The organism is Clostridium celatum DSM 1785, from assembly GCF_000320405.1.
Lineage (GTDB): Bacteria > Bacillota > Clostridia > Clostridiales > Clostridiaceae > Clostridium > Clostridium celatum.
Window position 1 is genome coordinate 1 of the sequence record NZ_KB291715.1, and the last position, 23,829, is coordinate 23,829.

The 23,829-nt window shown below is 28.5% G+C and carries 20 protein-coding genes and 1 other annotated feature; of the genes, 1 reads left to right on the plus strand and 19 read right to left on the minus strand.

Translation table 11 applies throughout. The features are described 5' to 3' along the window. Nucleotides 1-222: 222 nt before the first annotated feature. The 13 genes from HMPREF0216_RS15040 to HMPREF0216_RS15100 form a co-directional block, all read right to left on the minus strand. Nucleotides 223-1,035 (minus strand): histidinol-phosphatase HisJ family protein, encoded by an 813-nt coding sequence (locus tag HMPREF0216_RS15040; protein WP_005216059.1) that lies wholly within the window; start codon nucleotides 1,033-1,035, stop codon nucleotides 223-225. Nucleotides 1,036-1,060: 25 nt separating this feature from the next. Then, the gene (locus tag HMPREF0216_RS15045; protein WP_005216061.1) at nucleotides 1,061-2,032 is read right to left on the minus strand and encodes a dipeptidase; all 972 of its coding nucleotides are present in this window, start codon (nucleotides 2,030-2,032) and stop codon (nucleotides 1,061-1,063) included. A gap of 47 nt (nucleotides 2,033-2,079) precedes the next feature. Further along, nucleotides 2,080-3,606 (minus strand): AMP-dependent synthetase/ligase, encoded by a 1,527-nt coding sequence (locus HMPREF0216_RS15050; RefSeq protein WP_005216063.1) that lies wholly within the window; start codon nucleotides 3,604-3,606, stop codon nucleotides 2,080-2,082. A gap of 3 nt (nucleotides 3,607-3,609) precedes the next feature. Further along, nucleotides 3,610-4,185: a 4'-phosphopantetheinyl transferase family protein gene (locus HMPREF0216_RS16580; protein ID WP_051040732.1), complete on the minus strand. Its 576-nt coding sequence runs from the start codon at nucleotides 4,183-4,185 to the stop codon at nucleotides 3,610-3,612. Then, on the minus strand, nucleotides 4,157-4,384 hold the full coding sequence (locus HMPREF0216_RS15060) for an acyl carrier protein (RefSeq protein ID WP_005216067.1): 228 nt from the start codon (nucleotides 4,382-4,384) through the stop codon (nucleotides 4,157-4,159). The genes HMPREF0216_RS16580 and HMPREF0216_RS15060 overlap by 29 nt, the downstream gene beginning before the upstream one ends. 16 nt (nucleotides 4,385-4,400) lie before the next feature. Then, nucleotides 4,401-5,816 (minus strand): condensation domain-containing protein, encoded by a 1,416-nt coding sequence (locus HMPREF0216_RS15065; RefSeq protein ID WP_005216070.1) that lies wholly within the window; start codon nucleotides 5,814-5,816, stop codon nucleotides 4,401-4,403. Further along, a complete protein-coding gene (locus HMPREF0216_RS15070; RefSeq protein WP_005216071.1) occupies nucleotides 5,794-6,783 on the minus strand; it encodes an alpha/beta hydrolase in 990 nt (329 codons plus the stop codon). Before HMPREF0216_RS15070 ends, HMPREF0216_RS15065 begins: the two co-directional genes overlap by 23 nt. 27 nt (nucleotides 6,784-6,810) lie before the next feature. Further along, a complete protein-coding gene (locus tag HMPREF0216_RS15075; RefSeq protein ID WP_005216073.1) occupies nucleotides 6,811-7,206 on the minus strand; it encodes a MerR family transcriptional regulator in 396 nt (131 codons plus the stop codon). 336 nt (nucleotides 7,207-7,542) lie between these two features. Beyond that, a complete protein-coding gene (locus tag HMPREF0216_RS15080) occupies nucleotides 7,543-8,223 on the minus strand; it encodes an amino acid ABC transporter ATP-binding protein (RefSeq protein ID WP_005216075.1) in 681 nt (226 codons plus the stop codon). Nucleotides 8,224-8,233: 10 nt separating this feature from the next. Further along, the gene (locus tag HMPREF0216_RS15085) at nucleotides 8,234-8,908 is read right to left on the minus strand and encodes an amino acid ABC transporter permease (RefSeq protein WP_005216077.1); all 675 of its coding nucleotides are present in this window, start codon (nucleotides 8,906-8,908) and stop codon (nucleotides 8,234-8,236) included. A gap of 36 nt (nucleotides 8,909-8,944) precedes the next feature. Then, entirely contained in the window at nucleotides 8,945-9,757 is an 813-nt protein-coding gene (locus tag HMPREF0216_RS15090; RefSeq protein ID WP_005216079.1) for an amino acid ABC transporter substrate-binding protein, read from the minus strand. 151 nt (nucleotides 9,758-9,908) lie between these two features. Continuing rightward, on the minus strand, nucleotides 9,909-10,106 hold the full coding sequence (locus HMPREF0216_RS15095) for a hypothetical protein (RefSeq protein WP_040420211.1): 198 nt from the start codon (nucleotides 10,104-10,106) through the stop codon (nucleotides 9,909-9,911). 125 nt (nucleotides 10,107-10,231) lie between these two features. After that, nucleotides 10,232-10,774, minus strand: coding sequence for a tryptophan transporter (locus HMPREF0216_RS15100; protein ID WP_005216083.1), 543 nt, complete (start codon nucleotides 10,772-10,774; stop codon nucleotides 10,232-10,234). Between the two features lie 119 nt (nucleotides 10,775-10,893). Continuing rightward, nucleotides 10,894-11,152: a binding site (T-box leader), on the minus strand. Between the two features lie 153 nt (nucleotides 11,153-11,305). Between HMPREF0216_RS15100 and HMPREF0216_RS18310 the strand changes: the two genes are divergently transcribed. Beyond that, a complete protein-coding gene (locus tag HMPREF0216_RS18310) occupies nucleotides 11,306-11,989 on the plus strand; it encodes a lysoplasmalogenase (protein WP_005216093.1) in 684 nt (227 codons plus the stop codon). Nucleotides 11,990-12,110: 121 nt separating this feature from the next. Here the strand turns inward: HMPREF0216_RS18310 and speC are convergent, their stop codons facing one another. The 6 genes from speC to HMPREF0216_RS15130 form a co-directional block, all read right to left on the minus strand. Continuing rightward, nucleotides 12,111-14,261: an ornithine decarboxylase gene (gene speC, locus HMPREF0216_RS15105; protein ID WP_005216094.1), complete on the minus strand. Its 2,151-nt coding sequence runs from the start codon at nucleotides 14,259-14,261 to the stop codon at nucleotides 12,111-12,113. Nucleotides 14,262-14,520: 259 nt separating this feature from the next. Continuing rightward, nucleotides 14,521-14,901 (minus strand): thioesterase family protein, encoded by a 381-nt coding sequence (locus tag HMPREF0216_RS15110; RefSeq protein ID WP_005216099.1) that lies wholly within the window; start codon nucleotides 14,899-14,901, stop codon nucleotides 14,521-14,523. Between the two features lie 175 nt (nucleotides 14,902-15,076). Continuing rightward, on the minus strand, nucleotides 15,077-20,686 hold the full coding sequence (locus HMPREF0216_RS15115; protein WP_005216102.1) for a discoidin domain-containing protein: 5,610 nt from the start codon (nucleotides 20,684-20,686) through the stop codon (nucleotides 15,077-15,079). A 361-nt stretch (nucleotides 20,687-21,047) separates the two neighbouring features. Further along, the gene (gene rlmD, locus HMPREF0216_RS15120) at nucleotides 21,048-22,415 is read right to left on the minus strand and encodes a 23S rRNA (uracil(1939)-C(5))-methyltransferase RlmD (protein WP_005216103.1); all 1,368 of its coding nucleotides are present in this window, start codon (nucleotides 22,413-22,415) and stop codon (nucleotides 21,048-21,050) included. Nucleotides 22,416-22,636: 221 nt separating this feature from the next. Next, entirely contained in the window at nucleotides 22,637-23,047 is a 411-nt protein-coding gene (locus HMPREF0216_RS15125) for a hypothetical protein (protein ID WP_005216105.1), read from the minus strand. A 66-nt stretch (nucleotides 23,048-23,113) separates the two neighbouring features. Then, on the minus strand, nucleotides 23,114-23,782 hold the full coding sequence (locus tag HMPREF0216_RS15130; protein WP_005216107.1) for a hypothetical protein: 669 nt from the start codon (nucleotides 23,780-23,782) through the stop codon (nucleotides 23,114-23,116). Nucleotides 23,783-23,829 lie beyond the last annotated feature (47 nt).

Consider the following 23,829-nt stretch of genomic DNA (forward strand, 5'->3'; position numbering starts at 1 on the left):
GGTGGTGTCTTGACCGCTTGACCAAGGGGCCTTGCTGTCACCGTCTGCTGACTACTTTTCATATGTTACACTATCATTAGACAAAAGTCAACATATTTTTTAAATTTTTTTTATATTTTTTTACGTGTAAGTAAAAGTGCATCCCTAAGAATTAAAATATAACTAACCTATAAAATATTAAGCTGACTATAAAAATGATTTTAAATATACATTATAAACTTATCATTTAATATTAATAATTTTAGGATTTCTATTTTCAAATTCACAATAATGCTTGAAACCTGCTTCTAACAATATTTCTTTTCCTTCTTTAAAATTTTCTCCTATATCATGCTTATTGTGTGAATCACTACCTAATGTAATTATTTCTCCACCAAATTTTTTATACATCTTTATATGGTCAAGATTGGGAAACTGCTTTCCATAAGACTGCCTAAACCCTGATACATTTACTTCAATCCCAATATTACTAGTAGAAGCTAATCTCAGCATTTCATATATTATATCATTATATTTTGACATATCTATCTTAATTTTAAATATTCCTTCTATATATCTAAGTGGATATGTTATATGTCCAATTACATCAAAATTTCCCCATCTTACCATATCATAATATTCTTCATAATACTTAATAAGTAATTCATCTATCCTATGGGTAAAATCCCATTCTTTCATAAAATAAAAATCTTTTTCATCTTTAACGTTATGCATTGAACCTATGATAAAGTCATAATTATACTTATTTATTACCTCTTCTGCTATCTTTAAGTTTTGTAGGGGTTGCCCAAGTTCAACACCAGCTCTAACACTTACCTTATGTTTATATTTTTCTTTTGCACATATAGCCTCTTCATATGATTTCTTTATGCACTTTTCCATATGATCATTATATTCATTTACATCTAAGTGATCTGTGATACAGAAGCCATTAATTTCTTTTTTTATAGCATATTTACATATATCCTCTATACTATCAGTTGCATCAAAAGAATTATTAGAATGTACATGACTATCAAATATATAGTTGTCCATTTTATTACCTTCTTGCTTAATCTATTTACCCTATTATGTCTTTTATAGTTCTATATGCATTTTTATATGCAAACTTCTCTATAAAATCATACTTAAATCCATAGGCATTCATCTTTTCAAATAATAATGGCATTTTACTAACAGAATCAATTTCAAGATTTCCATGTATACCATCGAAATCTGTTCCTATGCATACACAATCTTCTCCACCTACATTAATTATATGCTCTATGTGCTCTATCATATATTGAATCTTACTTTCTTTATTCTCATCATTTAATTCTCTATTATCTAAGAACTTAGGACAAAAATTAATCCCTATAACGCCACCCTTATTTGCTATAATGGTAATCATATCATCTGTAAGATTTCTACTATGATTTGTAATACTTCTAGAATTAGAATGTGATGCAACAAATGGTTTTTTTGATAAATTAGCTACATCATAAAATCCCCCATCTGATAAATGGGAAACATCTATAATCATTCCTAAATCATTCATATATTGAACCGCTTCTTTTCCAAAGTAAGTTAATCCACATTTCATTATATTTATATCATCGGAATTTGGACTACCAAAGCAATTTTTATTATTCCATGTTAAAGAAATTAATCTTATTCCTAAATCATAATATCTCTTAATATTTTCTAATTTTCCATCAATACATCTACCATCTTCTATAGTTAAAATAGCACTTATTTTATTTTGTTTTTCATTTTTTATTATATCATTAAATGAATAAGCTACTGATAGTATATCACTATGATTCTTAACTGTATTATTAAAAATATTAAGTAGGCTTAGTATATACTCTTCATCTGAAATTCCTTCTTTCTCATCATCTGGAACTAAATATATAGCAAAAAACTGTGCCATTGAATTAACTTTTTTTAATCTATTGATATCTAATGATGTTTTATCTAGTTTATATATATCATTATTTCCATCAAAGTAAGCTCTACTTAAAGTATCACAGTGCATATCTATATATTTCATAAAACTCCCCTATTTACTAATAATGCTTACTTAATAAATTTATTCATTTATACCTTTGTATATTCTCTTTTTATCTTTTTAGACGTAGTTTTTTCAAATTCTGTATCTCTTATTATAACCATCCCTATTCTCTTATACGTTGGTAATTCACAATTATATTTATCCACTAAATTTCTAATTTCATTTTCTATATCATTTATTCCATTATTATTTGCATATTCATAGTCTGGAAGTATTTCTGCTTTTATTATATTTTTATATTCACTTACTAAGATTTCTTTAATTAATCTACTTTTACTAAGTTCATTTTCTAACTCTTCTGGTGAAACATTTTCTCCATTAGATAATATGATAAGGTTTTTCTTTCTTCCTGTTATAAAAACAAAGTTATCTTCATCAATATATCCTAAATCTCCAGTTTTAAGCCATCCATCAACTAATGCTTCTTCTGTTTCTTTAGGCATTTTATAATACCCCATCATTACACTAGAGCCTCTTACCCAAATTTCTTCATCAATAATTTTAGCTTCACAATTTGATATAAGTTTACCTACAGATTCTCGTTTAAATTCACAATTATTATTTGTACTAATTACTGGAGAACACTCTGTCATACCATATCCTTGTATTACCTCAATTCCAAAATCATTCATGCCATCTATAATCTCTGGATTTAAATATGCTCCTCCACTATATATTGTTTTTAAGTTTCCGCCTAAGGCTACCTTTGCCACAACTTCTTTACATATATCTTTGCTTTCATCAATAAGTTTGTTATATAAAGATTCAATAATCATTGGAACAAGGCACATAACTTGTGGTTTAAACAATTTTAAATTTTTTAAAACTCTCATCACAGAATCATTTATACAAATACATAATCCTAAATGTATTCCTTTAAGAATATCCATAGTGAAACAAAATACATGATTTATAGGTAATACAGTCATTGATACCGTTCCCGCTTTTAGTTGCACATCAAAAGCAATTGCATTATCTGTTAGATTTCTATGATTTAGCATTACTCCTTTACTTTTCCCTGTAGTTCCTGAAGTAAATAATATTGTACAAAGTTTTTCTTCATCAATCTCTATATGAAAGCTTGATCTATTCTCAGCCATTAACTCATTTAGTGATAATGCAAATTCGGTATTAAGCTTTTCATTCATTGAAATTATATACTTTACATTATGTGATTTTTCCTTTATCCTCTCAGCTACATCATGTCTTATTTCATCATATATTAAAATTTCTGCATCCGATCTCTCTATTAATTCACATATATCATCAGCTGGCAGCTGAACATCTATTGGAACTATAACCCCTCCTGAATTAACTACTCCAAAATAACTAACAATCCACGGATATGATGTTTGTCCTACTATAGCTACATGTTTCCCTATCATATTTAGGCTTTTTAAAGCATTACTTACAGCTTCACTATCATTTTTTAAATCATTATATGACTTCTCATCAACTTCATTTTTGTTAATTTTATATTTAAAAGCAATATTATCGCCATAATTCTTTGCTGCAAAATCTATTATATCCCTCATATTTTTAATGTTATTCATAACCTAAACCTCCCAAGTTATTGACACTATATATTTATTATTGTTAAAAATTAAACTTTCTTGTTTGAATAAAAAGCCTATTTTATTACAAATAATATTTTTATCCTTAATACTAAATTCAATATTTTGCATACCATAAGATAGTCCAGTTCCAATAGCTTTTAAAAAACTCTCTTTTAATGTCCATAATTTAAAAAAATATTCTTTTTTATTATTAGCAGATAATAAATCTATTAATTCATTGTTTGTTAATACTTTTCTTATAATGCTTTTTTTAAATTCCTTTATATCCTCTATATCTATTCCTACATTTTTATTGCTTATTATTACAACTACAATATTATTGCAATGACTTATATTAAAATTAATACTACTATTTTTTAAATATGGTTTACCATTTAAGCTACTACAATAATTTTCTCTTGCATTTTTTACATTAAATATTTCTTCTAACTTTTCATCTAATAAATTTATTCCTGCATCATGCATTATTTTATTTTGTTCTAATTTGGATATTCCCTTCTTTAAAGGAATCTGTTTATAGAAAATTTTATACTTGTAGGGCTGTAATATACTCAATTATGTCCCCTATAGTATTTACTTTAGCTACTTCTCTCTCATTTACTTCTACATCAAACTCTTCTTCTAAATCACCTACCAAAGTCATAAATTCATACGAATTCAATCCTAAATCTTCAACTAATTTTGATTCAACTGTAATATCTTCTCTTGCTACTTCTACATATTCACTCAATAACTCTCTTAATTTTTCTAACATACTATACTAAACTCCTTTAAACCATTTCTATAATTTCGCCTACTGTTTTATCTTTATTCTCTATTCCTGTAAATAAAATTTTACATAAATAATAATACATATACTCTAACTTTTCTGTTGTTACTCTGCCTGTTTGATATTCAAAATTAAAATCTAATCCATTATCACTAGCACGATGCATAACTGTAAGATATAAAGCATGTGCACAAGCACCATTAGAATACCAATTAGTTTTATAATCAATACTTTCAAAGCTAACTGTTTGTCCTGGTCTTTGTTTTAAATCATTTTTAGTTAAAGGTTGATAAGTCAAGCTAAGTGGTTCATACGTCTCCCCAGGCAAATTATTGTAAAACATTCTTCTATATTCTAAACATTTTACTGGATCATAATTTGAATGCCTAAATAGTTTATTTTGTTCTTTTCTTATTTCCTCTAATCCTTCCATAAAAGTCATATCTCTTTTAACTATTGTTCTACATGGAAAACAATGCACTCTAGTTCCCCCTGATAGCTTTTCACTTAAAGTTGCTCTTCTTGCTATTGTTGACATTATAGAAACATCATCTTCATCATTAAACTTTTGAAGGTATGTTCTAAGCCCCATAATAAGTAAACAAACCATTGGAATTTTATTTTCTTCACAGAATCTTTCTAATAAATGAGAAGGGTGTGCTTCTAAGTTAAAAATTGTTATATTAGCATCTACGTTGTTGCTAGTATTAATTACTGATCTTAAATTCTCACTATCTCTTTGTAATCTTTCTAATCGTAGTCTTTCTTTTCCTTCTATATCATTAAATATTGGTTCTTTACACTCTATTAATTCTTTAAAAAATTTTTCATCTCTTTCTTTAGCTTTGTTTCCTAATTCATATGTCAAATCTTTCTCTATTTGTTCAATATATGAAGCCATTTCTCTTGGATATGGAATGCCTTCATATTTTAAATGACAATATATTTCAATAATATCTTTCATAAATACTATTAAAGATTGTGCATCCATAGTCATATGATCTACCAATAAATAAATTCCTTTATATCCTTCTGGCATTGATATCATAACAACTTTATTTAATGGTTTATTTTCTCTCTCAAAAGGTGTTTCTGTCCATTCTCTCATTTTCTTTTCAGCATCTTCTACTTTCCAATGTGAAAATTCAAAAAATTCTATATATCTAGTTTCTTTTTCTGCAACATATTGCATTACATTTCCAGATTCATCATGAACAAATCTAATTCTCATTGCTTCACATCTTTCATATGCCCTATATACTGCTTCTCTTAAAACTTCAAAATCAATATCTTCCTTTATAGTTAAACTAGTTCCTATATTTAATACTTGTTTTTTAGGACAATAAGTTAAAGTATAAAAATGTAATTTTTGTGCAGCTGTTAATGGATACAACTTAATATCTTTTTCTTTTATCATTATTACCCGCTCCTATTTCATCTAATATATATTTACTAATAAATTTTTTTATATTTTCTTCATAAATTTCAGTTTCTTTATAATACGATTCAGCATGTCCAGCTTCTTTAACTATTAATATTTCCTTGTCTGAATGACAATTATCATATATATCATGACACATTCTACATGGAACAAAAGTATCATTAGCTCCATGAATAAATAATATTGGTACAGTAGCTCGTCTTACTTCTATATCTGCATTACACTCTTTAAAATTATATCCAGCCATTTTTTTACACATATTACTTACAATATTTATAACTGGAAACGGAGGAATATGATACATATTTTTTAAAACGTCACTAAAAACTTCCCATGGCGATGTAAATGCACAATCAGAAATAATAAATTTAACATTATTAGGTAAATGCAATCCACTTGCCATAACTACAGTGGCTCCTCCCATGGATATTCCGTGAAGTAAGATCTGACACTCTTCTCCAAACTTTTCAACCACATAATTAATCCATTTTAATACATCCATTCTATCTAAGCATCCAAAGCCTATATACTTACCATCACTTTCTCCATGTGCTCTTGCATCCACCATTAATATATTAAAATCATTTTCCTTATAAAATTTTGATATTGCAGCAAAATCACTTGTTGCTCCTTTACTTGAATATCCATGAAAACAAATTACTGTTTTTTTTGAATTCTCATTTGGAACTAAAACACCATGAAGTCTTAAGCCATCATCTGAAGTTATATATACATCTTCTCTTTCTTGAAGCATTAGCCACGCTTTTCTTTCTTTAATAAAAGGAATATAGTTATCCCAATTAGTTCCAGACATCTTTTGTGTTCTTTCAGTTTTTACATTCTTTCTTATTAAGACTCTTTCTAATAGATATCTTGCCATAACTACTTCTGTTAAAGCTGCTAACCCAATTATTCCAGCACCAATAAATAACCTTTTGCTCATATTTCCCCCTTATTCTTAAATAAATTGCTATTTCAAATTCAATAAATCTTCATCATCTATTAAGTCTGCTATTGCTTCATCATATTGACATAATTTTTTAGATGCTAATTCTAAATTTGACATTATACCTTGAACTTTTTTTCTAACATAATCTCTATATCTAATCATAAGTTCCCTTCTTTGTTCTATAGTCTTATCACCTTGTAAAAAAAGATTTATATATTCTCTTATATTAGAAATTGGCATATCAATATCTCTAAGACTTATTAGCAGTCTAATCCACTCTAAGTCCTCTTCAGTATATTTTCGCACTCCATTTTCATCTTTTTTTATAAAGGGAGTTAGTCCTTCTTTGTCATAATATCTAAGAGTATGTATAGAAACATTAAGCTTTTCTGCTGCTTCTTTTATCAAATATTTCATTTTATCCCTCCTAATGGTAATTATAAATACTAGAGTGCACTCTATGTCAAATCTTATATTAATCCATATAATTACATTTTCCTCTTTATTATTACAATATTCTTTAGGATATTTTTAATAAATTTAATATTATTTGTCATTTAAACCTTTACTTAAATATGTAAATATTTTTTAATAAATAAAAAAAAGATGATGTATTACAAAAAAATATCATCACCTTTCTCAAATACCCTTGTACTATACTTTATTTAAACATTTCTGAAATAATAAAGTTAAACTAGTTTTGATTTATTATTTATTTTTTCTATTAATCATAATCGTAACTAAACTAATCTTTTAACTGAATATATCCTTGTGAACAATTTTCCCCTTATCCATAGATATAATTCTATCTGCTACACTTCTAGCAAAACTCATATCATGAGTAATTATTAAAGTTGTCATTCCCTTTTCACTTACACTTTTTATAAGTTTAGAAACTTCTTCTGTCAAATTAGGGTCTAAAGCTGACGTTGGTTCATCAAAACACATAATCTTAGGTTCTAATGCTAATGCTCTACCTATTGCAACCCTTTGCTTTTGCCCTCCTGAAAGTTCAAAAGGATAATTATTTTCCTTACCTTTTAATCCTAAAAACTCTAATATTTCAGTTGCCTTTTTTATTGCATTACTTTTTCCTTCACCATTAACTCTTATTGGAGCTTCAATTATATTTTCTAATACAGTCATATGTGGAAATAAATTAAACCCTTGAAAAACCATTCCTATATCTTTTCTAATTTCTTTTATTTCTTTTTTCTTAGCTTTATTTCCATCCCTATAAAGATATCTACCATTAATTTTTATACTTCCACTATCTGCATCCTCTAATGCATTTACTATTCTTAATAGTGTGGTTTTTCCTCCACCAGATGGTCCTACTATAACTACTATTTCACCCTTTTTAACTTGCAAATCTATTTCTTTTAAAACTTCTTCTTTTCCAAATGACTTTCTTAATCCTTCTATTCTTAACATAATATATCACCTACCTGTAATAGCTATATTTATTTTCAATGTTGTTCATTATTTTAGACAAGGTCCATGTTAAAATAATATACACTATTCCAATCACTATAAGTGGCATTAAATTTGCATCCCTATTAACTGCATTTTTACCAACCTTAAGTAGTTCATCTATACCTATAATATAAACAAGTGCCGTATCCTTTACTAAAGTAATTACCTCATTGCCTACTGGTGGTATAACTCTCTTTAATGCTTGCGGTAATATTATTCTGAAAAAAATATCTTTTTTTGATAATCCTAATACTTCTGCCCCCTCGTATTGCCCTTCATCTATAGATGCTATTCCAGCTCTAAATATCTCCCCAAAATATGCTGCATAATTTAAAGTAAATGCTATTATTGCTGCGGTAAATCTATCAAATACTATTCCTAAAAGTGGCAAACCAAAAAACACAAAAACTATTTGAAGCAACAATGGAGTTCCCCTCATTATTGTTATATATAAATTAGTTATTTTATTTATAATTTTATTCTTAGATAATCTTCCAATTGCTACTATAATTCCTAAAGGAAGAGAAAGAACCAATGTAACTATAAATAGTTTTAATGTTTCAATTAATCCATCCAACACCTGTGGCATTAGTGTTATAAAATATTTAGATAATTCTGTGATAAAGTTAGCTATATTGTCCATATTTTCTCCTCCTATAATTTAACACTTAATTTATCACTAATCAGTAATATCTTCACCAAACCACTTTTCAGAAATCTCTTTCATAGTTCCATCTTCTTTCATTTCATTTAATGCATTATTTATAGCTTGTACTGTTTTAGAATCCCCTTTTCTTATTCCAATTCCATATTCTTCATTTCCATAATCATCATCTAAAACATTAAATTTATCTTCACCTTTTAATTTGATATAATATCTAACTAATATTTCATCGGCAACTACAGCATCAATTCTTCCTGCTTCTAAATCCATTAATGCTTGATTGTTATCTTCATAGGTAACAGCCTTTCCACCATCAAAGCTAGCATATAACTCTGCCTCCTTTTCCATGGCAACTACTGCTGAAGACTCATTTTGTGCTCCTACTTTTTTCCCTTTCAAATCTGATTTACTTTTAATATTACTATCTGCTAAAATAACAATAACTTGTCTATTGTTTAAATAAGGATCTGAAAAATCTACTTTTTCTTTTCTATCCTCTGTAATTGTATATCCATTCCATATAAAATCTATATTATTGCTATTTAATTCAGTTTCTTTCATTGACCAATCTATAGGTTGAAATTCTACTTCCTTTCCTAGCCTTTCTATAACTTCCTTTGCTAAATCAACATCAAACCCAACTATTTTTCCACTATCATCTCTAAATCCCATTGGTGCAAATGCATCATCTATTCCAACAATTAATGTCTCTTTATCAATAGTAGAATTATCCTCTAATGATTTATTAGCATTCCCACACCCTATCATGCCCAAAATTATTCCCCCTATACCTACTATTGCAATTAATTTTCTAATTCCCTTTTTCATTTATAGCTCCCCCTTATCCTTTTATTATATTAACACTTTATCACACTAAATTATTAAAGTCAATATCACTTTTTCTATTTTTATCCAAATTAAAAAAATGGATAATATAAATACATACAAGTATCTATACTATCCACTATTATATTATTACTTATCTCTCTTTGTTATTCTCTAATTTTAAAATCATTTCATAATATGTTATTTCATCAATTTGGCCACTTAAAAACTTCTCTTTTATTACTTCTTTGGGATTTATTCTAACTGGAACTAATACTCCTTCTTTATACTCTTCTTCTTTAGTTATAAGATAAATTATACCTATAGATATTAATAAAGCAAATATAATCATAATGAAAACCTCCATTTCAGTCTTCTAATTTATTTTCATTATATCCCAACAATATGTCAAAATGATGTCAAAAAAACATATTTTTCTTTAATATTAAATCATATCAACAAAATATTTCTTATAAATTATCTAGCATAAGCTATTCTTTTCATTGATATCTCTACTACTTTATATAAGAATAGTCCGGCAATTAAATTAATTGCTGTCGCAGGTAATACTACTGTTAAAAATAATGCTATAAACGGTGCTGGCAATCCAACTATAAACTGTGCTGCTAATAAAAATATAGTTCCACTAATTAAAGTTCCAATAGGAAAAACTAAAGCTAGTACAATACTTTTTCTCTTTTTCTCACTTAAATTATTTATTAATTTAATCTTATTAATACCAAATATAATTAAATATACAACATTTGCAGTAACAATCTTATCTATCACATTTGGAATTTGACCACCTGGAAATTTAGTTGTAAGTGCAGTAAATACTCCTGTTATTATTGCAGATATTATAGATGTCTTATAATCATCTTTATTAATTAGCATTATTATAAATAGCATAACTAGTGAAAAATCAGGTTGCATAGGTAACCCTATAGCAGGTGTTATTTGATGTAGTAATGCTCCAACAGCTAAAAGTATTGCATTAATAGTTAATTTTCTTGTATTCATAAAATTTTCCCTCCAAAATTTAATTAATATATTATTTTTCCATTCTTCAATATCATCTTCACTAGAAACAGTTCATACCATCAAAATCACCTCCTAAATAAAAAAACTCCGTCCTAAATACATAGGACGGAGTATAATCCGCGATACCACCTAATTTGTATATATAATAGATATCTTAATTATATATACCTCTCATTTTCAAGCACTAACATGCTCTATCTCCTATAACGTGGAGCTTACGGTAACCGGTACTCTAATAAAATTTCCCTTTACTCCTAACAGGCCCATTCACCAAATCTTTTCTTACTAGGATCACACCACCCCTAGTTCTCTGAAGCGAACCTTAATTTAGTTACTCTCCCTGCTCATTGGATTTAATTCTTCCTTTATTTGTATAATATTCTTTTTGGATGTTTTTGTCAACATTTTTTATATAATATTTAAATTTTATTTATATACTTACTATTATCATATATATACAAAAGCTAGAATATTATATAAATAATTTTTATATGGAGGTTTTAATTTTAAATGAATTGTTATATATTTGTATTTCTCTGTCTTTTAAGCCTAAGCATATTAATATATTCAACTCATACATCAATTAAGAATTTTAGGCTTATCTCTAAAACTTTAACTAGCTTATGCTTTTTACTTATTTCATTATCTGCCTATTTCAATAACGCCAATAATTTCAACTACTTTTTGCTCATTTTTATTGGTTTAATTTTTTCTTTTTTAGGTGATCTATTTCTTGGAATCAATAATTCTAATTCAATTTCTAATAACACATTATTTCTATGTGCTTTAATTAGTTTTTCTATTACACATATCTTTTACTCTTTATCATTCATTAATTTATCTAAGCTATTTTTTAGAAACTTCTTATTTGCAATCATGCTAGCTTTTATATTAATTTCTATATTAAAATGTATTAAAAAAATTAATTTTAAAAATATGTTCATTCCTGTATGCTTTTATGCTCTAATTATCTCATTTATGGTGTGTACTTCACTTTCTCTTGTTAATATAACTTATTTAAACAATATATATCTATCTTTAATTATATCTGGTACTGTTATTTTTTTAATTTCTGATTTTATTTTAGCTTTTGTTTTATTTTATAAGGATTGTTCTAAAGTTGTTAGTAGATTAAACTTGATTACTTACTATGTAGGACAAATACTTATTTCCTTAAGTATTCTTTATATTTAATAAAGTTTATACAGCATATATACTTTTTAATAAATCATAAATAAAAAATGACAAATATAGAGATATATTTTTTATCTCTATATTTGCCATTATTATTGTTTAATTTTTATTAATCTATATCTTATTTATCTAGAACATATCCATAAGCTCTTATTTTTCCATTTTCTTTTTCAAGATAAACACCTTGAATTTCTGGAGCAAAGCCTGGGAATCTATTAATTCCCTCTTCTAAAATTGAAAAATACTTTTGTGCTACTGTATTCCATCTTTCACCTGGCACTACACAAAATACTCCTGGTGGATATGGAAGTGCTCCCTCTAAAGCAATTTCTCCAACGATATCGCTTAAAGGAACTAGCTTAGCATTATTTCTCTTTAATTCAACATTAGCTTCATTAGGATTCATAACATATTCCGGAAGAGAATTTCTCCTAAACAATAATTTTTGATATGTCTTAGCATCATTTTCTTTATAAAAATCATGCATTTCTTGACATAACCTTTTTATTGTATATCCTTTGTAACGTTCTTCATACTTAGCATAAAGTTTTGGTAATACTTTACTTAATGGTGCATCTTCCTTTATAAGACTCTCAAATCTTACAAGATGGTCTACAAGGCCTTGCATCTTCTCTGTAGTTTCTGCTGGTGTTAATAAAAATAATATTGAATTTAAATCATTCTTTTCTGGTACAACTCTATGATCTCTTAAATAGTTTGCTAATATTGTTGCCGGTATACCAAACTCTTCATATTCACCTGTTTCTACATTTATTCCTGGAGTTGTTAACATAAATTTATTAGGATCTACAAAATATTGATTTTCTCCATATCCTTCAAACGAATGCCATTTTTCTCCTGGATAAAATTTAAAGAACTCAATATCATTGGCTATTTCTTCAGCATTATAATCCTGCCATAGTTTTCCTCTAACTGTTGGTGGAATAAATGGTTTTAACATTGTACATCTATCTAAAACATCTTTTCTCGCTTCTATCCCAACCTTTATACAATCAGCCCAAAGTTTTTTTCCTGCTTCTCCATCTTGCATTCTTGCATTAACATCTAATGCTGCAAACAATGGATAAAATGGGCTCGTTGATGCATATAACATATAAGCATTATTAAAACGCTTATGGTCAACATAACGCTTTTGTCCCTTAAGATGGCTATCCTTCTTATGAATTTGTGAAGTCTGAGAAAATCCTGCTTGTTGCTTATGTATAGATTGAGTATGTAATATTCCAGGGTCTTCTGGTTTTAAATCCAATAATAATGGAGAGCAATCTCTCATCATAGGTATAAATTGCTCATATCCAACCCAAGCAGAATCAAATAATATATAATCACAAAGATGACCTATTTTATCTACCACTTGTCTGGCATTATATATAGTTCCATCATAAGTTCCTAATTGAATTACTGCTAATCTAAAAGGTCTCTTTTCTTTTGCTTTTTCACTATCAACCTTTGCTGCTTCATTTCTTAGATACTCTTCATTAAAACAATGCGCATCTATTCCACCAATAAATCCAAAGGGATTACGTGCAGTTTCTAAATATACAGGCTTTCCTGCTGATGAAACCAACGCTGAATTATATATAGATTTATGATTATTTCTATCAAATAAAACTAAATCTCCAGGCGATACTATTGCATTTATAACTACAGAGTTTGATGTGCTTGTTCCATTCATTACAAAGTAAGTCTTATCTGCATTATATACCTTTGCTGCATATGCTTGAGCTGACATTGCTGGCCCTTCATGTATTAATAAGTCTCCTAAGTCAACATCTGCATTACATATATCTGATTTAAATATATTTTCTCCAAAAAACTCATACATTGCTCTTCCTGCTGGATGCTTTATAAAATATTGTCCACCTTGATGTCCAGGACAAGCAAATTGTAAATTTCCTCTTCTTGAATACTCACTTAAAACATTAAAAAATGGTGGTAACATTTCCTCTTCATATTTATCAGCAACTTTATTTAATTCCTTACTAAATATTTCTTCATTTAAGTCACTAATAGTTATTATTTTATATACTTTATCATTAATTTCGCAGCTAATATCATTAGTCTCAGCTATAACAAATATTGCTATTCCAAATCTTGTATCATATATATCATTTATAACTTCAATATCATTTTCATTAACTACTGCAGCAGCTACATCTGTATAATCAGTGGTGCCTACTTGTATAGTTTCTCTATCAGTAAAAAAGTAATTTCTAGTTCTTTCGGTACAAGCAATCTTTAAAGATTTCATGTCTTTTCCCCCTTATCTTTTTAGTTCTATATTTATGTTTTGCTTAATTTTAAAATTATATTATAAATATATCTTATTAATTAATATGATAATTATATAGTTAGTCCTTTTTAATGTAAATGATATGAAAATAATAAAATAAAAAATATTTAATCTTTATTTCATACAAAAGCTATTAATAAGAGGATATATCAAAACTTATTTTGATATATCCTCTTTAACAAAACATTAATTTTGTCTTTTTAACTTCTAATAAAATTTATTTATTATCAGTTTTATTTTGGAATTCTTCATTATCAATTATAAAACGCTCATGGATGCCTTCACCAATTTTTCCACGTTCGTCAAAAGCTTCAATTTTAAATACCATTCTTTTTCTATCAATTTCAATTAACTCACTTTTTGCAATTACTTCCATGCCAATAGGTGTGCTAGTAAGATGCTTTATATTCATAAGTATCCCTACACTACCTTTTCCCTCTTCTAATTCATCTTGAATACTTTTATATGCTGCTTCCTCCATAAGTGCAACCATAGCAGGTGTTGCGTATACCTTTAATTCTCCACTTCTTAAAGTTTTTGCAATATTACTTTCATTTACAACATCTTTAGTTTCACCAGTTATTCCTACTTTAATCATCCTATTATCTCCTGTTAAAGTTTTTATTAATTATATAATAATAATTTTAACATAAATACTATTTTTATAAACTTAAAAATAATAACTTAACATTATATTTAAGTAGTATTCTTAAAAAGCTTATATTTATAGTTAAAAGGCAAGGGAATACTTCCCTTGCCTATATAAATTAAAATTATTTTTTAACTGCTGACTTTTTAGCGAACATAAATGCAGCGCCTAAACCTAGTAATATAATTCCAACAAATAGAACATTTCTAGTATCTACACCACCTGTTTGAGGAAGTTTACCTTCACCCTTTCCAGCGTTTCCATTGGTAGAACTATTTCCACTGTTATTGCTTCCACTATTATTATTTACAGTTGAACCAGTAGTTTCGTTATCAGTAATTTCGTTATCACTAGTTCCATTTCCACCTTCATTTTCACCTGAAGCTATTTCAACTAAATTATTTACTGCTTTAGTTAAATTAGCACTTGCTAATTCTATATCTTCTTTAGTTGAATTTTCATCTGCAAATATTTCTTTAGCAGTTCTTAATTCATTTTGAAGGGCTACCACGCTTTCTTCAGTATATTTAGCTAAATCCATATTTTCTACTTTATTTATTAATTCTTCTAACAGATCCTTATTTGGTTTTAATCTTAATTCTAAGAATGCTCTTAGTAATGCTTCATATGAATTAGCTACTTCTTCAGCCATAGCATTTTCATCAGCTATTACAGCTTTTGAAGCTTCTAATTTAGCAGCCAACTTATCCCAAGTATTAGTAATATACTTACTTGAATCTAAAGCATCTATTTTTTCTATTAAAGCTTCTAATTGAGTTTTATCACCCTTTTCAAAGCTTAACATTTCCATTACGCTTCTTAATCTTTCAAAAGCTTGATCAATTTCATCTTGAGTAGCCTTATCATTTTCTAAAACGCTTTGAGCTTCTGCAAGTGCTGCTTTAAACTCATTAACAACAGCTGGTACTACATTTTCTAATTCAGCTTCAGTTACTTCTAAAGCTAATTCAACAGCTATTTCTAAGGCAAGCTTATTTGTATTTTCACTACCTTCTTCTTTTGCATAACCTTGTATTTTAATTGAAGCAGATACATTTCTTGCTGTAACTGTAATTATAGCTTCACCTTCACCTTTAATTGTTACTTTACCATCTTGATCTACTGTTGCTACTGCTTCATTTGAAGAAGTCCATGTTAGTGTATCTACATAATCTACTGGTGTTACTACTGGTGCTAATGTAATTTCATCACCAATATATCCAGTCTTTGATTCTGCATCAAATTCTATTGAAACAATAGAGTTATCTACAGCTGGCATTCCGAATATCTCTAATTCATTAACATGATTTGTTGTTCCTTTGTTTGAACCATACATATAAATTCTTACATATTGAGCATTTACTTTATCAAATTCAATAGCTTTTCCTGTCGCTGTTTCTGCATAAAGTTCATCAGTTCCAGCACCCTTACCATGTACATTATCAGCATCTGAATTATATACAATCACAGAATTTGTAAAGTTTGGATTGCTTGATACTTCAATTACTGTAGCATCATAAATTCTTCCATCTGCCCAGTAACGATATAAATTCATATTTTCTAATGTGTATAACTTTCCTAAGTCAATTTCAACATATGATGATTCTTTCTTTCCATCTTGTCCAAATTCACCATAGTTACCATTTACATTATCCTTAATTCCATCAGTAATCATTGATAAAGGACGATCATTGTTAAGAGTTAAGTCATCTCCATTTGTCCATTTACCTGTAACTGTTGCATCTAATGCTACATTTGTAACTTCTAATTTTTCACCATAAACTTGTACATATCCAACAGCCATAAACTTATTAGCATTTTGAGATTGCCAATGATAAGATTGTGTTGCTTTTAATCTAATGTGAGTTGCAGCAACTTCATCAAATCTGATTTCTGTTGTTGCTCCTGTAGTTTCTCCAGCCGCAACTTGTTTCCAAGTTTCGCCACCATCATTACTTACTTCTAAGATATAGTCTAGTAAGCTTCCTGTACAATCATAATTTACTGATGAGTGATAACGCTTTGTATAATCGAAACCATTGATATTATATAATCCATTTAAATCAATTGTTACGTATGCATTATTTTCAATTCCATCACTATATTCTTCAGTAATCCAATATACTGATGGATCTTCAACAAATATATTTTCAGGAGTAGTTGAATCTCCACTAGATGGTACTTCTACTGTAAATTCACTTGGATCTAAAGCTGTTTTACTATCTTCTACTTCACCTTCTAATAAATCTGCTACTTCATCATAACCTAAAGATTTATTGAATACTGCAAAGTAATTCATTGAATTTAAAATTTCAGTATTATTTTCTTCTACATATTTATCAACATTACTTAATTCATAATCTGATTTATTTAATGTTCCATCAACATATACTTTAATTAATCCATTATTTTCTTTAACTCCAACAATTTGGTGTTCTTCTCCATCTAATATTGATACAGATGCAGTTGCTCTTGCTTCATCAACTTGGAAATAAGGTTTTCCTTCAGCATCAATACCAATTTCATAAGCACCCTCTTGTTTAGCTAATGCAGTATTACCTTCTAAGTTAGCTGTATCTACTGTAGCTGCTACTGAGTATCCATATTTACCATATACATTTTCTTCTATTGTTCCATTTACAACATCTTCTGCTTCATATACTTTATAATCTGCATAATATGTTAATTCAGTTGAATTATCTCCAATTACATTATTGCTTGCATCTTTAGCACCAGCAACACTAATAGTTACTTTTTCTGAAGATGTCATTGAATCTGCTAATGTTACCTTGTAAGTAACCTTATCTGCTAATCTTTCTACACTTGCAACATTATGACCAGCAACTGTAACTGTAGGTTCAACAACTCTTTCAGTGAACTTAACAATAATTTCATTTTCACTAGTAGCTTGTGCTTTTTCTACTGTTGGAGCTACTGTATCTTCTACTGTAGATAACTTCCATATTCTTGTTTCACCTGGTTGTAATGTAACAGTTACTGTATCTCCATATTGTAATGTTTGATATGCATCATCTGCACCTTCTGGAACATTGTAGTTATTTACAACTGTACGATAGAATGTTTCATTTGTTTCTCCTACCCCTAAGTTACGATCTAATACAAATGTTAATTCTTGAGCTACATTATTAGGATTACGCATTGAGATAATTCCTTCTGTTCCATCCCATGCAGAGAATCCATAAGTTTCATTTTTTGTAGTTGTTCCAATTGATCCTAAACGTATTGCATCATCTGGATTTCCACCAAACATCTTAGCATTTCTTAATATGTGGAAGTTTTCTTCTGCCCACTCTAAGAATTCTGCATTTACTAAATATTTACCTTCACTTAAAAGGTCTGCTGAGTAATATAATTCCCAGAATGCTGTACCACGAGTAGCCATCATATATAAGTAATTTTGGAATTGTTCATCAGTCATTGAATTTGCATTCATTCCTGTTCCTTCTTTACCATATACAGGGTCATGGTTATAAATATTAGCTAGTGGGAATTGGAATTCATGGTTATGAATAAAGTCATAGTATGCCGCATCACGGTATGTTAACATTCTATCCATATATCCAGAAATTGGACCTGCATCTCCACGGTCATGAATACATTGTAACCAAACTGAATTTGCCCATTGTAAGAACCAAGGACTTGGGTTAACATAACAAGTTAATGATAACCATAATTTATTAATTTGTTCATCTGTTGCATGATCTCTTACTATTTCAAATAAATCAATCCATGCTTCCCATAAATCAGTTACATGATACATTCCCTTGTATCCACCATACATATGATTATTTTCTCTTCCAACTACACCTTCACCCTTAGGGAAAGAATTATATTGTGCATTATCTGAGAATCCATCCCATTTCCAGTAGTTTACTTGATATTCTGTTTGGAATTCTATAAACATATCAATTAAGTTTTCAATGTAAGTTCTATCAGCAACGTCAATTGATCCGCCTGCCTTACTACCCTTACCTGATTTTGTTAAAATATTAGCTAAATGTCCATAGAAGTTATATCCACCACGTGGTCCAACCCATACACCAAAGTTTGAACCAAAGTTTTGAACTAACTCACTTGAAGGATATAGTTTATTCGGGAACTTTGAGTTAAACTCCCAAAATCCCGATTCATTTAAAGTTGTTCCTGCTCTATTAGCATCTACTATATTTGTATCATTATAGTTAATCCATCCATCATCAACTACATATGAATCTAATGGTCGTATTCCTGTTGATGAGAATTGCTTATCAATCTCAATAAATGATTCTAAAATATTTTGATCATCAATAAGCATCATGTTATCAAACCATGAATTATATTGAATACGAAAATCTGTTGGTGTAGCAATATCATCAATATAATCATAGAAGTCTGATTGAATTACTTGCTGTTCAGTAGAACGAGCAGCTCCTACTACTGTTTGCCAAGTTACATATTCACCTTCTGTTGTTAATTGGTTATCACGCTCAAAATCTCCAAAGTTTTTACCACTATAATATCTCATTCTAGCGTTATCATCTACAATTTGTGTATCGCTTAATGGGAATTCTGATCCAAAGAACATACCTTGAATATAAACTGGTTGTCCTAAATTTGCTTTAAATGTTTCCATTTCTACAATTCCACCTGCATCTGTTGGAATTGTCCAAGTAGCGTCTTCTTCATTAACATTTAAAGATTCACAATCAATATAATCAATACGAATATCTGTATCTGAACTTTCAATTTCTATAAATTTACGCATGTAATGATCGCCTTCATACATGACTATTTTTTGAGTAATATCGAATTCAACTCCTAAAGTTTCATATGTTTCAAATGGAAATTCTATTATTTTCCCTTCTTTTTCTTCATTGTTCAATACTACATTTGTTGATTCCACTTTAATGTTATCTACATCTAAAGTTAAATCACTCGTTTTTATTTCATATCCAGTTGAAGCTTCATCATCTTCAATAATATCCTTATGTAGATTGAATTCTGCTCCACCTGCAAATGCTTGTCCGTTTTTTGATGATGTAGCAACAAGTCTTACATAACGACCCTGCGCTTCCTTGTTAAGGTTTACAACAATTTGATTAACTCCATCATACTTAAAATTACCTTGTGCAACTAAGTTTTCAGAATCTGTTATTGTCTCTAAATCATTTGAAACATATAATTCATATCCCAAAATATTCCCATTTGTATCTTCACCTTGTTGACGTGGTGTATACGAGAATGCCTTAAAGCTTGTTTCTTCTTGTAAATCAAATTCTACCCAATGTGGATATTGTTGTGGTGTTCCAGAATAGTTTGAATGCCAGATAGTATTTACATCACCATCAATTAAGTTAGCAGCAGGCCCATCTGAATCCCCTAAATTATTATTTTGTTGGCTACTTGCTGTAGCAGTCCATTTTGAACGATCAATTCCTTCAATTGCTGGCTTTTCTGCTTTTTCTTCAAACAATTTAATAATGAATTCTTCACTACCATCTCCTGGTATGAAAGTTTCATCTGCTCTTAAGTTGTTAATCTCACTTGTTATCAATTTACCATCTGCATAAGTAAATTCACGCTCTAAGTATTGATTTCCTAGAACTAAATTATTGTTTGTTTTTTCGACTCTAATTGAATCAACTTCTACAGCATAAACTGGCGTAATTGACTGTCCAAATAAAGACACTGAAATAAAAGCCGCTAATGCTCTCTGTAATGTTTTCCTTTTCATTTATACCTCTCCTCCCTTTATATGAAAAATATTACAAAAATATCATATCATATTTCCCCTTTTTTTCTTTGCATTTATTAATTAAATAATTGTACTTTTTATAAAAACATTATTATTTTTACATATAACTTCATTATATATTCACTAATATTATAATAAAACTATTATAATGTCTTATATTGTTAATGTTGGTAATTATATTTAAAAAAGAAAAGAGCCCTATTCTTTTATATAATAGTGCTCTTTCCTTTTATATAATATTTCTATTTCTTTATTAACCTAACTACTATGTCAAGCAGTTGGGTGTTTCCAATGGACTATACTCTCCTGGACATTCTTTGTATGGACGACAGTAAAAACCTTACTTCATCGCTCCACTCTTTGTAAGTCTAACAACCGTCTCAGCGTGCGGTGTATTTGGGAACATATCCTTAACTGTGCTTTTATCTACAGTATATCCATGCGCTAATAATACATCTAAATTTTCTACCATTGTCTTTGGATTACAAGAAACATAAATTATCTCAGGTGCGTTAAATTTAATTACATAATCTAAAGCTTTTGGTGAAACTCCACTTCTTGGTGGGTCTAATATTATTATATCTGGTTTATCTTTAACTCTTTTAATAGTTTCTGCAACATCTCCAGCTATAAACTCACAGTTATTTAATCCATTAAGCTTAGCATTTTCCTTTGCTGCTTCAACTGCTTCTTCTATAAGTTCAAGTCCAACAACCTTCTTAGCATTTGGAGCTGCTATTTGACCTATAGTTCCAGTTCCACAATAAAGATCAAATACAACTTTATTTTCTCCATCTCCCATAAAATCTCTAACTAAGCTATAAAGAGATTCTGCTCCCTTAGAATTAGTTTGGAAGAATGAAAATGGAGATATTTTAAATTTAAGTCCAAGTAATGTTTCAACTATGTAATCTCTGCCAAATAATACATTAACCTTTTCTGGTACAACGGCATCAGATAATGAATTATTTTCTGTATGTAATATAGATACTAATTCACCTTTATAGTTTTGAGCCTTAAGTAATTCAGTATATTCAGTTAAATCAAAATCAATTTGAGTTGTAGTAACAAGATTAACCATAAGTTCACCAGTATTAGTTGCTTTTCTAATAACTAAATGTCTTAGATATCCTTCTCTTCTCATTACTCTGTAATATGGTAATCCAGTTTTTCTGAAATATTCTACTGTTGTTTTAAGCACTGTTCTAAAATCTTCATCAACTATCATACAGTTATCAACTGTTAATACGCCAAAAGATTTTCCTTTCATGTGCATACCTAAAGTAAGCTCTCCACCTTTTTCTAAATCTCCAAAAGTAAACTCCATCTTATTTCTATATTCCCAACAGTTTTCGCTTCCTTTAACTCCAAGATACATACCCATAGGTAAATCTCGTGCTTCAAAAAGTTCACAAATTTCATCACTTAAGAATTCTAGTTGTTTTTCATAAGTTAAATTTTGAGAACTACATCCACCACATACTCCAAAATGTGGACATGGTGCTGGTATTTCATATTCTGCTTTTTCCACTACTTCAACAAGTTTAGCCTCTGCATAATTTTCTCTATTTTTCTTTACTGTAGCCTTTACAGTTTGCCCTGGAAAAGCCCCTTTGATCATTATTTTTTTACCCTCAGCTTCACTTATTCCTGTTGATGGAAACTCTATACTATTTATCTTTAGTTCTAACTGACTTCCTCTTTTCATCTTACGCTCCTAATCTCTAATAATTTTTATTTATAATTTTTATTATATATTACTCTTAATTATACTATGTTACTCAATTTACCTTTATCAATAGTAAATTCTATATTAACAATTGTCAATTGCTAATCCTTAACTACTAATAGTATTATACCTTAAATCAATTATAAAAACACCTCTATAAATTATATAGAGGTGTAAGTTCACTTATTAGTTTTTGATAATTATCTAAAAAGTAATTTTCTTGCTAAAGTTTTTCCATGTAACATTTCTTGTATTATTGGATAATATAAAACATTACTTATTATATATAGTATAGTAAACATAGCTTCTTTCATTACAATTTGATATCCTGCTACATTTAATATTAAAGTCAGTATACCAAATAAAACCAATGCTAAACCTATAGCTAATATTTGATCAAACACTCCAGTTAAAAATACCTTTGCATAATAAGTAAATTTCCCTTCGTTTTTTATATCTTCACTAACTAGAAATTCCTTTTCTTCTGCTATCTTTTCTTCTGCACGAATTATTTCTACTTCTTCTTCTAACTCGTCTAATGTTACTTCATTATCTAGCTCATCTAATGTTATTTCTTCTTTTTCTAGGTTTTCATTATTTTTTTCCACCATCTAACCTCCATTTACTATTATTACAACTTATAATATATAAATTGCTGTATATATAATTAAAGCATATTATTTAAACTTATATTCTTTAGTTTCTAGCTTATATAATAAGAAATTATCTGTAATAGTAACTGTTTCCTTTATACCATCTAGATTATTTTCAACACTACTTATACCATCTTTTCCTTCAATGATATCATATATTTCTTTGTTTAATTCAGTATAATCCCTATCATAATCACCAGTAAATGCTGCTGAATATGCTGATAGAGATAATTCTTCTATATTAAACTCTCCAATCTCAATTATACTTTCTTTATCTAAATTAAATCCAAGTTTCATACAAATTTGACCACTTGCTAAATCAGATCCAAATTGCTTAAATCCATAATACATACTTTCTAATCTGTTTTTTTCTGGATTTTCATTATCAAAATATATATAATTATCGTTAACTGATATACCATTTTCTTCTTTTATTTCATTTTCTACAACACTATAATCAAGTGAATATCCTTCTGTTGTAGATATAACTCTTGCTAAACCTTCTTCATATAAAGCTTTTACCTCATCTCTAGTATAGTCATTTGACCATTCTCCAGGTAAAGTTTCCACCTGTCTTAGTTGTACAGCTGAATCTTCACTAACTACATTTGTTTGATTATTATCATTTGAACAACCTACAATAGTAATAGTAATCATAGAGCTTAACATTAAAGCTAGTATTTTTTTCTTCATATTTTTTCCCCCTACATTATTAAATCTGTAGTAATATTTTTTCCTAA